Annotated in this window: 8 protein-coding genes; 3 read left to right on the top strand and 5 right to left on the bottom strand. The window is 54.2% G+C overall.

The window, feature by feature from the left end:
* Positions 1 to 20 precede the first annotated feature (20 nt).
* On the top strand, positions 21 to 2,480 hold the full coding sequence (gene galA, locus ABQ298_00730) for a beta-galactosidase GalA (protein ID MEQ9822891.1): 2,460 nt from the start codon (positions 21 to 23) through the stop codon (positions 2,478 to 2,480).
* 124 nt (positions 2,481 to 2,604) lie between these two features.
* Here the strand turns inward: galA and ABQ298_00725 are convergent, their stop codons facing one another.
* Together ABQ298_00725 and ABQ298_00720 are read right to left on the bottom strand one after the other, a co-directional pair.
* Positions 2,605 to 4,725, bottom strand: coding sequence for a serine/threonine-protein kinase (locus ABQ298_00725; protein ID MEQ9822890.1), 2,121 nt, complete (start codon positions 4,723 to 4,725; stop codon positions 2,605 to 2,607).
* Between the two features lie 2 nt (positions 4,726 to 4,727).
* The gene (locus ABQ298_00720; protein ID MEQ9822889.1) at positions 4,728 to 5,282 is read right to left on the bottom strand and encodes an ECF-type sigma factor; all 555 of its coding nucleotides are present in this window, start codon (positions 5,280 to 5,282) and stop codon (positions 4,728 to 4,730) included.
* A 315-nt stretch (positions 5,283 to 5,597) separates the two neighbouring features.
* Here ABQ298_00720 and ABQ298_00715 point away from each other — a divergent pair, with 315 nt between their 5' ends.
* Together ABQ298_00715 and ABQ298_00710 are read left to right on the top strand one after the other, a co-directional pair.
* Complete coding sequence (locus ABQ298_00715; protein ID MEQ9822888.1) at positions 5,598 to 6,068, top strand: hypothetical protein; 471 nt, start codon at positions 5,598 to 5,600, stop codon at positions 6,066 to 6,068.
* 32 nt (positions 6,069 to 6,100) lie between these two features.
* The gene (locus ABQ298_00710; protein ID MEQ9822887.1) at positions 6,101 to 6,445 is read left to right on the top strand and encodes a histidine triad nucleotide-binding protein; all 345 of its coding nucleotides are present in this window, start codon (positions 6,101 to 6,103) and stop codon (positions 6,443 to 6,445) included.
* A gap of 155 nt (positions 6,446 to 6,600) precedes the next feature.
* Here ABQ298_00710 and ABQ298_00705 read toward each other — a convergent pair whose 3' ends face one another.
* The 3 genes from ABQ298_00705 to ABQ298_00695 form a co-directional block, all read right to left on the bottom strand.
* Positions 6,601 to 9,759: a response regulator gene (locus ABQ298_00705; GenBank protein ID MEQ9822886.1), complete on the bottom strand. Its 3,159-nt coding sequence runs from the start codon at positions 9,757 to 9,759 to the stop codon at positions 6,601 to 6,603.
* The gene (locus ABQ298_00700) at positions 9,756 to 10,295 is read right to left on the bottom strand and encodes a biliverdin-producing heme oxygenase (GenBank protein MEQ9822885.1); all 540 of its coding nucleotides are present in this window, start codon (positions 10,293 to 10,295) and stop codon (positions 9,756 to 9,758) included. The genes ABQ298_00705 and ABQ298_00700 overlap by 4 nt, the downstream gene beginning before the upstream one ends.
* Positions 10,296 to 10,482: 187 nt before the next feature.
* A complete protein-coding gene (locus tag ABQ298_00695; protein MEQ9822884.1) occupies positions 10,483 to 11,859 on the bottom strand; it encodes an MFS transporter in 1,377 nt (458 codons plus the stop codon).
* Positions 11,860 to 11,887 lie beyond the last annotated feature (28 nt).

Raw genomic sequence — 11,887 nt, 5'->3', positions numbered from 1 at the left:
CCATCCCCAAACGTTCGAACATGAAAAGATCCCGATACATTCTGACCCTGACGGCCATGTTGGTAATGGCAGGGCTTCCTCCCATTGTGCTGCATGCTTCGGATCAAGTCGTGCGCGAGCGAATCCAGTTTGACGCGGACTGGCGATTTGCACTCGGCCATGCGAGTGACCCGGCGAAGGACTTTGATCATGCCACTGGCACTTTTTCCTATTTTGCCAAGGCTGGGTTTGCATCGGGTGCGTCGGCAGTGGAATTTGAGGATTCAAACTGGCGCACGCTTGACCTGCCGCATGACTGGGCCGTGGAGCTGCCGTTCAGTGAAAAGGGCAGTGGTTCGCATGGTTTCAAGGCGATCGGACGCAATTTCCCCGAGAACAGTGTGGGATGGTACCGCAAAACCTTCCACATTCCTGAATCGGACCTTGGGAAACGCATCTCACTGGAGTTTGATGGTGTTTTCCGAAATTCGATTGTGTGGGTCAATGGGCACTACCTTGGGACGGAGCAGAGTGGTTACAGTAGTTTTGCCTACAATATCTCTGAGATACTCAACTACGGCGGCGACAATGTGGTGGTGGTAAGGGTGGATGCGTCACTGGAAGAAGGTTGGTTCTATGAAGGAGCAGGCATCTACCGTCACGTATGGCTCTGCAAGACCTCGCCCCTGCATGTTGCACGATGGGGGACCTTTGTAACCAGTGAAGTGAATCCCGATCATTCAAAAGCAGAGGTTTCGATCCAGACTCGCATTCAAAATGATGCTGCAAGTGATGCGGTGTTTCACCTCGAGCAGCGACTCTTGGGTTCCGACGACACCCTGCTGTCGAGCAGAGTTCTCCGCAACCAGGAAGTCACGGGTGGAGCATGGGTTGAAGTGTCCACCTCGCTTTGGGTTTCCGAACCGGAACTGTGGTCGATTGAGTCTCCCATATTGCATCGCATCGAAACCCTCGTTTCTGATGAGTCAGGGCAACTTGTGGATCGATACGAGACGAGTTTTGGAATTCGCACGCTGCGTTGGAGCGCGGATGAAGGGTTCTTTCTGAATGGCAAACGGGTGGTGCTGAAAGGAACCAACAATCATCAGGACCACGCTGGTGTTGGAGTTGCAGTGCCGGACGCCCTTTGGGATTTCCGCATTCGCAAGCTCAAGGCACTGGGGAGCAATGCCTACCGCAGTTCACACAATCCACCCGCACCCGAGTTGTTGGATGCCTGTGACCGGCTGGGCATGTTGGTGATCAACGAGAATCGATTGCTGGGTACGACGACCTACCACTATGATCACTTGGAGCGAATGATCCGACGCGACCGCAATCATGCCAGTGTCATTCTCTGGTCGATTGCGAATGAGGAATGGGCTGTGGAAGGAACGGATGTGGGTGCCCGGCTCACGGCGGCGACTCAGGCGTTTGTGAAGCAGTTGGATCCCACCCGCTTGGCGACGGTTGCGATCAGCGGTGGCTGGGGTGGAGGAAATTCAGGTCCGATTGAGGTGGTGGGCATCAACTATCTCGATAACATGGCGAAGTCCGGATATTCCCCGGCACAGTGGCATGAGAAGCGTCCGGATCAGATCCTGCTTGGGTCTGAGGAGTGTGCATTGACCCAGACACGCGGCGTCTACATGGATGACTTGGATTCCTGCCATCTTCGCGCCTACGACTGGGATCCCTCTGACTGGGGTTCGAGCGCAGAGCAGGCTTGGTCCCACTATGCGAAACACCGCTTCCTTGCAGGCATGTTCATCTGGACGGGATTTGACTATCGCGGTGAACCCACGCCTTTTGGTTGGCCCGCGATCAGTTCACAGTTTGGCATTCTCGATACCTGCGGATTTGCCAAGGACTCCGCCTATTATTTCAAGGCATGGTGGAGCGAGGAACCCCTGTTGCACCTCTTCCCGCATTGGAACTGGGCGGGCAAGGAAGGCGAATCCATTGAGGTATGGGCCTACAGCAACTGTGATGAAGTTGAGCTGTTCCTCAATGGTGAAAGTCTTGGGCGACAAACGCTGGTGCCGTATTCTCATCTTGAATGGTCAGTGCCCTATGCGTCGGGAACCCTGCTTGCTCAGGGTTATCGCAGTGGGGAATTGGTTTGCAGCACGACCGTGGAAACCACTGGCGAGCCTGTGCAGTTGGTGTTGACTCCGGATCGGGATGAAATCCGTGCTGATGGGAGCGACATCGCGGTGTTCACGGTCTCCGCAGTTGATGCTCAGGGTCGACCTGTACCGACAGCCAACGCGATGGTTGAGTTCGAAGTAAAAGCAGGGAAGATCATCGGTGTTGGAAATGGTGATCCGAGCAGTCATGAGTCCGACAAGGCCATGCGACGCAGCCTCTTTAACGGGCTTGCCCAAGTCATTGTGCAGGCTCCAGAACATTCGGAACCGCTCATCCTGACGGCAAGTGCCGAGGGTCTTTCATCTGCAATCGCTGTGGTCAACACCCTTGGCCCCAGGGCTGCCGACTGAGTTGATCGGTGTAGCGCATGGGTTTCCGTTGCCCAGAGCTGCGGTTAACAGAATGTGGACTGGATGGACTGAAGATCTGGGGCGTCATGAGTCGTGCGTTAAGTGTTCTACAAATTCCCGGTGATCATGCAGGCGGAGAATGGCTTGCGGACGCGTTCATCCGCATCTGCGCCTCCTTGAGCATGATGTCGGCGATGAGCCAATCGTGGAAGTGACCGAATCGAGGATTGTCGATCGGATCATTCAGGTAGAGAGAAACGACCGCTTGTCCACTTTTTAAGTCGGACAGGGCACCTTGCCGATCTCCGATGGATTCCCGAGCCATCGCCCGGATCAACGTTGCAATGCAGTTACGTGCCTTTTCCCAGTCCTCAAACAATAGTGCGCGATTGCTCCAGGAGAGCGCCTCGTGTGGCTGCTGGTTTCGCAAATACCAGAGAGCGAGAGAGACACAGCGCCAGGATTCCATTCGGCCTGCGGGAGCTGTGGTTTCATCGCCCGGGAGCGAACTTTCAGCAATGCCAGCGGCATGTCTCAGACGTTCCAGCAGTGCTTCGTTCGCAGGGGTCAGCAGGCAAAGCTTGATCAGGTGTTCGGTGGCAATGGGATAGAGGGTGTTTGCAAGCCGTTCCAGAAGGAAATTCTGGTGTTCGTGGTAGCGTTCAAAGTCCCCAGTCATCACGAGGATGGGGGCGATGGGCAGGAGATTTTCGGTGACCTTCTCCGACATGTCGCTCTCGTCAAATTGGTTGACGCGTGCCATGGCGAGCCAACGGTCTGCCGAAGTTTTCCAGTTTCCGTTTTTTCCGTTCCACAGTGCCAGGGTGCGAAAGACGTTGGTCGCTTCGATGGAGGGTTGAGTCAGCAGTCCACCCATTCGCTGAATTTCCGCATCGGCCTCCGCGATTTTGTCCTGCATGATCAAAATGGCGGCTTTGGTCACATAGGCGCGTTCTTCGGCCAGCTCTTTGAGGTGGGTTTGTTCGATTTCGGCAGCTCGTGCCCGAAAATACATTAACGACGAAACGGTAAAACCGATGGTCAATGCAATGATCGCGATGGCAGTGGTTGCTGAAGCCAGGCGATTTCGCTGAATGAGTTTGCGGAAGCGGTAGAGGCGACTGGGAGGATGCGCCCTGAGGGGTTCGTTGGCCAGATAACACTCCAAATCTGCAGCGAGTGCGTGAGCGGTCGAATACCGATCTTCGCGATCCTTTTCGATTGCCTTCATCACGATCCAGTTGAGTTCTTCTCTCGCACTGGATTCCCGATTTGTTCGGGGATTGACGGGTTTGGCAGGAATATCGAACAGGACTCGCCGTTGCATTTCGTATGTTCCGGTGCCCACCAGTGTTTCGTTATCGATGGGTGTTCGCCCCGCAAGCAGTTCGTAGAGCAAAATGCCAAGGCTATAGACATCGGAACGGGTGTCGATCAAGTCGCCACGGATCTGCTCCGGACTCATGTAGGCAGGTGTGCCCATGGGTTGCCCAAACATCGTTCTCATTTCGGAACTGGCAGTATCCGTGACTTTGGCGATTCCAAAGTCGATGAGTTTGGGTGTGGGCATTCCATCGACCGAAGAAAGCAGGATGTTGGAGGGTTTGATATCGCGATGGATGACACCTTTGTTGTGAGCGTGTTGCACCGCAGAACAAACCTTGATCATCAGGCGAATCCGTTGGTCGACCGAGGTTTGGTGCCGACGACAGAAGCTGGTGATTTTCTCGCCACCCACCAATTCCATGACAAAAAAGGGTCTGCCCAGAGAGGTAATCCCGGCGTCGAACACTTGGGAAATGTTTGGATGCTCCAGCATGGCAAGGGTCTGACGTTCTGCCTCAAAGCGATGGATCACCGTCTTCGAGTCCATGCCGAACTTGAGGATTTTAACGGCTACTTTTCGCTGAACGGGTTCTGTTTGTTCCGCTTCGTAAACGTTACTGCTACCCCCTTCGTCGAGCAGTTTGATGATGCGATACGAACCGATGAGGTTTCCCTCGTAGAGATGCTCGTTGGGGAGGAGTTCCTCGGGATAATTCAAATGCCGGGTCGTGAATTGGAAGAATTCTGATGCTTTCGGATAATCGTCCAACATGGATTGCACGGAGGTTCGCAGCTCTCGATCTCCATCAATCAATTCGTCGAGCCGGATCTCACGTTCCAGGGGATCCTGAATTTCCAGAACCTCTAGGAAGATTTCTTCTGCGCGGTCCGGCATTTCTGGAGGGGCCGTAGGCGTCATGTTCAAATAGTATTTTGCATCCACCGGTAGAGCCACAGCTTTGCGGCGGACCAGTGTCGTTCCACGGTTCGCTGACCGATTCCGAGACTTTCGGCAATCTCCGCATTGGTCAGCCCCGCAAAAAACCTGCCGATCACGATCCGCGCTCTCAAGGGGTGAAGCTTTTCCAGTTCACAGACGCCCTCATCGACCCGAATGATCGCATCATCCGGACTCGGAGCGGCCAACATGCCGATCCGATCACTCTGGGTCCGGACATAGGCTCCGCCGTTCCGCAGCCGGGATTTTCGGCGCGCGTTGTCGACCAGGATATGCCGCATCGTGATGGCAGCTGTGGCAATAAAGTGCTGGCGATCATTCCACGTTTTGTTGTTGGCCGACAGGCGCAACCATGCTTCATGAACCAGCATGGTGGGCTGGTACGTGATCCCCCGGTATTGCTGCGCCATTCTTCGGGCAGCAAGCTTTTTGAGTTCGGCATAGATCTCAGGGTCAATGCTCGAAAGCTCATCGATACCGAATGCCGGTCTTTCGAGTTCTGTGAGTTGGTCACTCATCCATGGGGAATTTTTGTGTGGGGTGGGATACCAAAATACCCATATAGTCAAGTGGAATCCCTTCGCAAGAATTTGCATTAAAATAGGGCTTCAGGAAAAAAATCTGACGAAAATTGCGCGCGAAGGTGATGTATCCTGCAGTGCGCTGAAGTTGAATTCCAAACAATCTCAAGGGTATGAAGCAATTTCGACAGCGGAAATCCCGACGTTTCTGTCGAGGAGAAGAGCTTGCAGAACTTGCCGGAACCACCAAGTTATTCACACCGCCAGCTTTGCGCTTTACGTTGTTCCTGAATCCGGTTTGCATTTCAGTCGATGCCTAAGACCTCTCCTGTACAGCGGCTCCGGGTCCTGAATTCGCTGCTGAGCGTGATCCACGCCTCCGATCCCGAGAAGGCGATCGAGATTCGCAAAGCGGTGGACTTTTACATCGACGAACTGCAGTCGGTTGAATCGGAATCAATGCAGGTCTCCAAGTTTGCCCAGGACATTCTCGACATCCATGTCGAAGGGAAAAAGCGACAGGGGCTGTGTTTCTGGAGCCTGGATGATAGCGACTGCGAACCCCTTTGGATGCGTGCCTCATTTCTGGAGAAGTTGGAAACCCTGCGACATTATCGCACCAGCACGGTGGTGGTCTTTGGGCTGCGTGAAACTGTGGGCGGCCATCAGAAGTACTGGACACAAAAGATGGAAACGGAGTTCCGTTACCGACGCGACTATCTGGAAACGGTTGCCGCAGAATGGCAACCCGATGGATATCAGCTCAACCTCATTTACATTTAAGCAATCCCGAGTGTTGATTACAAACGACTGTCATGAGCGAAAAAACTCTCTTCACTAAAATCATCGAGCGGGAGATTCCCGCAAACATTGAACACGAGGACGATCACTGCATCGTGATTCACGACATCCAGCCACAGGCACCGGTGCATGTGCTGATCATTCCCAAAAAACCGATTCCGCGCATCGCGGAGATGCTGCCTGAGGATCAACAACTGATCGGGCATTTGATGTGGGTGGCGGGAGAACTCTCGCGCAAGCTGGGATTGGAGCAGGGGTTTCGATTGGTGATCAACAATGGGTCGTTTGGGGGCGAAACGGTGCCCCACTTACACGTACACCTATTGGGAAAACGCTCACTCACCTGGCCCCCGGGGTGAGGGTTACGCTGTCAGGTAACGGGGATCACCTTGCTCAAAGTGGATTTGCAGAAGTGTTCAACTCGGACAAAACCGGAATGAAGGTGCTGCCCAAATATCCAGGATCCTTCCTGATGAGGTTTCTGGAATGCATTCCTCCAAGATCGTTGATGATATCAGTTGTCTGAGTTATCGAATCGTTTCAGCATCAGCTTCAAATCTCTCAACCTGACGGGTTTTGGCAGGTGAGCGTCCATGCCAGCTGCGATGGCACGTTCCTGATTTTCGGTGCCGGCCTCTGCAGTGAGCGCGATGATGGGAACCCTTGGCAGCCCTTTTTGGGCCTCGTTCCCGCGAATCTGCCGGGTTGCTTCATACCCATCCATTTCCGGCATGCGTCCATCCATCAGAATGAGGTCAAAGCAATGCAAGAGTTGTGCTTCCACAGCCTGTTTCCCATTCACTGCAAATTCGACTTGGTAACCGAGTTTTTCAAGTTGGCGGCGGGTTACCTTTCGATTGGTCTGATTGTCCTCAGCGACGAGGATGCGTATACCGGAACGTTGTTCGCCCGTTGATTCTGGGATTACGCGAGTGATGCCGTCCACATGGGAGGCGCCAGTGACTGCCCTGCAAAGCGCACTGCGCATGGCCCGTTCCCGCAAGGGTTTCACGAGCAATTCCACCGGAACGTCAAATTTAGGATGATTTCCCACAGCTGTTAGCAAGATGCGCTTGATTTCATCCAGCTCCGAAGCGGACTCCATCTGATCGACCAAACGGAACCCTTCCTTTTCGGGCAATTCCAAGTCGATGCAGACCACTCCGGTTTGGTCTTTTCCAGTTGGTGGATGTTGAAGTAGCTGCATGGCTTCTTCTGCAGCGGTTGCAAAAGAAACACAAAAACCCCAGGACTGTAGCAATGAGCTGAGCAGACTCCGCTGGGTCGTGGAATCACTGACAACCAGAACGTGTCGGTACCGTTCCTCGGATGGGGAGATCAGTGTCAGCAGTGGCAGTGGTGGCGGCTTTAACACTTCAAATTCGATGCTGAAGTGAAAGGTAGATCCACGACCAGGTGTACTGCTGACCCCGATGCTGCCGCCCATCAGTTCGGTCAATTGTTTGGATATGGCCAGTCCGAGGCCAGTTCCTCCAAAACGACGATTGATTTCTGCACTGGCCTGCTCGAATTTTTGAAATAACCGCTCAACCTGATCGGTGGACATGCCAATACCGGTATCCGAAACCTCAAAGCGAATGCCGCATCGACCTTGGGGAGATCCTGGGATAGGTTGCACAGCGACGACCACTTCTCCCTGCTCTGTGAATTTAACGGCATTTCCGACCAGATTGGTGAGGATTTGCCGTAGCCGCACAGGATCACCCTTAACGCTTTCGGGAATGGTGGCATCGACCGATACAAAGAGATTCAATCCCTTTTCCACTGCACGCTCTGCAAGTAGGGATACGGCGTTTTCCACCTCCTCCCGGATGTTCAATTCGATCCATTCGATTTCGAGTTTGCCCGCCTCAATTTTTGAGAGATCCAGAATGTCATTGATGATGACGAGCAGATGATCGACGCTCTTTTCTATGGTCAGTGCATAATCATGCTGTTCGGTCGTGAGTGAAGTTTCGAGTAGTAAGCCAGTCATCCCCATGATGCCATTCATCGGAGTGCGAATCTCATGGCTCATGTTAGCCAGGAACTCAGATTTTGCCTGGTTGGCCTTTTCGGCAGCCTCCTTAGCCTTGATCCACTCTGTTTCGGCACGAATCCGGAGCAGGTGATCCCAGCGTGCCCATAGACTTCGGCTGAGTGCGTGGGCTGACTCGATTTCCAGATAACCCCAACGTTCCGATTTTCCCCGGTTTGTCTCTTGCCACACCTTGAACGACTGACGGGGAGCGATGCTTCGATTGCCTTCCCTTACCGCTTCGATGGTTTTGCGCGGATCACCTGCCCAATTCACGACTTCGACTTTTTCCGGGCGAATCCAGATTACCGCACGATGCTCTGCGCGGTTGTGGAAATGCACCAACACCCCGGCTGGAGCTTCAATGTCGATAGCGATATCGGGGAAATCCTGCGTAAGTTGATGGGTGTGAATGGATGCTTCCGAAGTATCGGACTCAAAATAATCCAGTAACTTCTGAAGGGTTTCTGCATTCGGTGTATCACCAAATGTGATCAGGGATTGATCCAGAAGAAAAGCTACGCCACTGCATTGAGTGAGCTGAAGGATCGACTCGATGTGAGGGGATACCAATTCTGAAAATGAAGAAACTTGCAGGTTGTCTAGCCAGTTCTGTGGAGGGTAGGGTGCATTGCGGATCAGGTTCTCCAGGCTTGTACGTGCCGTGTGGTGGCGCAATGCCGCGCGGGATTGCAGAAATGAATAGCGGTGGCCGAGCAGTTGAGCCATGGACAGCACCTTGGCCTGCAGGCGTCGTGACAATCGCATGGGAGTGCCATGGTGGCATGCAATGAGGCCGCAGAGACGGTTCTCACACAGAATGGAAGCGGTGAGCGTCGCCGCGACTCCCATGTTGCCCAGGTATTCAACATGAAGAGAGGAGGGTTGGCGCAGTGCTGAGCGGGTCAAGTCGAGTTCGGAGCCTTGCGCGCTTCCACTGGTGCCGATAATGGGAATCGAAGAGGCATGTACATCAGGAATTTGGCGCAATGGATGTTCTACAAAAAGACGGCGTGCGGGAAGGGGAATGTCGGTGGCGGGATAGTGCAGATTCAGGTAGGATTCCCAGTCCTCTCGCTTGCTCTCGGCTGCAACCCGACCGTGTTGGTCTTCTTCGAAGTGATAAACCATGACCCGGTCGTAGCCTGTGAGGTTGCGAATTTCTTTCACAGCCAGGGCAGCAGTGCATTCCCAGTCTTGGCACTTCTGCAGTTGTTGGCTCCAGTCGCGCAGAAGTGAAGGAGCGCGCAGCGGGTCGGAAGCCATGGAAAGTTGGCAGGGTTCGAGTTCGAGGACCCAGTGCATGTCTGTTTGAAACAGAGATGCATCCAGGCGCAGGTCCTCGCATTCCATGGCAAAATAAAACTCCTTTCCACTTGAGGGATTCGAGCGATTTTTGAGGTAGTGCTGTGCCTGTTCGGGCAACAGATCCATCAGACTGGAACCGAGGATTGCTGAAACCGGTCGGTGCAGCCAGTTCTCAGCGTTGGCACTGACATGGGTAACATGGAGGGACTCCACCTCTGCCGCGATCAGTAACCCGTGTGCCTGAATGCTTCCAATGCGATGGATTTGTTCCCCGTCACATTCGGTCAGGGGAATCTCGTTAGATGGGTTGACAGTGTGTTCGCTCATTGAAGCATTCTGTCGAAGGTGGAAAATGCATCGCAGGCTGCCGCGACGGTTGCATCGGTATCATAATCCAACGAACTGTAGTTCTCGAGCATGTTCTGAAATGTACGCCAATGCCGGTGGGTTTGCGGCCCGTCTCCGAAGAAATAGGCTCCGCCTGAATCGGGTTGAATGTTCAGGTGTTTTTGAAGGTGGCGTGTGATCACCCTTCCTCCCATCGACGAGCCTTCGATCACATAGAGCGACCCGAGCAGAGCAGGAAAGCAGTGACAGGCCAACACTGCATCATCCGGAATCTCAGCGGTCGAAAGCGGCTGAATGCCAAGCCAATCGAGATCTCGAAGCAAACGACTGGTTTTTGTTCGATTCAGAGCCGGATATCCGAGCCGATCCCAATCGGATTCATAGTTGCACAGGTGATTCTCGAATGGATCAATCAGCGCATGAAAGCGTTGCAATACCTCGCCATACTGATCGAGTGTCAGGTCCGGTGAGAGCAGTTGCGCCATACGGTGATTGTGCTCCAGGCGGTCGTGCATGGGGCGGGTTGCTTCCCTGAGTCGGGATAGCAGTGGAACACAGGAACAGGGGTCCGATTTCATTCGAGCTGAACTCTCCCGTCGAGTCACCCAAAGCGGTGTTGTCCGACAGGTTGGAGAACAGGTTTCATCCTCCCATGCCTCCCCTTATTTGTCAATCGAGCACTTATTCTCAAAGCGGTCATGATCAGGATGTTGGGTTGTCAAGGTTCAGTTCCTTCCAGCGCAGTGCGATAAACGAGGCCAGAAGTCCAGCGATGCCAAAGATCGTCAAGGCAAGCAGAATCGAAACACTTGCGAGCAGCGCACCGATGAGACCTCCCGCAAGCAGCAAAATGCCCATCGCGGAATTGCTCACAACGACATAGTCGGTCCGCTGATTTCCATCCGCCATGTCGACCAGATAGGTTTTTCTGCCAAGGCGAACTCCGGCGTGTGCAAGGCCCAGCAGAAAAAACGCAGCCGGATAAAACCAGATTGCAACCGCCGCTGACAGGTTGCTGATCGTCACCAGGACCACGGTCAGGGTGAGCACCGAAGCCAATGCATTCGCGACGATGAAGACGCGCCGACTGGAGCGATCAGCCCAACGGCCCCAAAGGGGAGCACTCAGCAAGCCCGCAAGTCCCTCGACTGCGAGGAAGAGTCCGAGATAGCGGTTGGCATCACCCAGATCCTCGCGCGCGATGCTCACATAGAACGGTGCTGCCAACGCGCTGCCCATCGCCAGTGCCCGGGCGACGACGAAGCGGCGAAAAGCGCGATCCTCCCGAAGGAGCAAGAGGCGTCCGAGCATGTGCGACCATCCCTCCTCGCCACCGTCAGTCTCTCCCGGGAATTCCACGATCTGAAGAAATACCCAGGCAGCCAGGATCCACAGCCCGCCCGAAAGACTGAGCAAGAGGGTCAAGTTATTGATCGAGGCATCTTTGGCGAACCATCCGAGCATCCCGCCCACGACCATCGATCCCAATCCGGTCAGTGCGGATATCCAGCCCGAAAGTCGGCCCCGCCGGGTTTTTGGGATCGTTTTTCCAAGTACGTCCTTGTAGGCGACTGAGGACAGCGCGCGTGCGAGACTGAACCCGATCAGGCAAAGCAGGATGCCAATTCCGGCTGCGGCGCCGCTCTGACTGACCGAAATCCAGGCCATGACAAAGAGTGCCAGTCCTTGTAGCAGGCTGCCCAGGGTCCAGAGCGATTTTCGAACCGCACGCTGGCGCACCCATGCGCCGATCCATAGTTGAGGCACCATGGCACCCGCTTCCCGGATCGGCACCAGTAAACTGGTCACCCACGCAGGACTGCCGAGTGCGCTGAGCAACCAGGGAAGCGTGGTCTTTGCACTGGCCAGTTTGTCTCCGACACTCGTGAATGCATTGGCAACCAGGAATTTAAAAAAATTCCCCGGCGTTTCACGACAGGCCTTCTCGCTGATACCTTTGCAGACCCGCCCTTCGTCGTCTTCGGCGAGGCGGTCATAGAGGGAATCCATCCACCCCTTGTCGCGGGCGGTTGAAGACGAGTTCTCAGATTTGGAGGAATGCGATGATGTCGCACACATGGTTCAATCATGGGAAATGAGTGGCAGG

Source organism: Puniceicoccaceae bacterium, from assembly GCA_040224245.1.
Lineage (GTDB): Bacteria > Verrucomicrobiota > Verrucomicrobiia > Opitutales > JAFGAQ01 > JAKSBQ01.
This window is presented reverse-complemented; position numbering and strand designations above follow the sequence as displayed.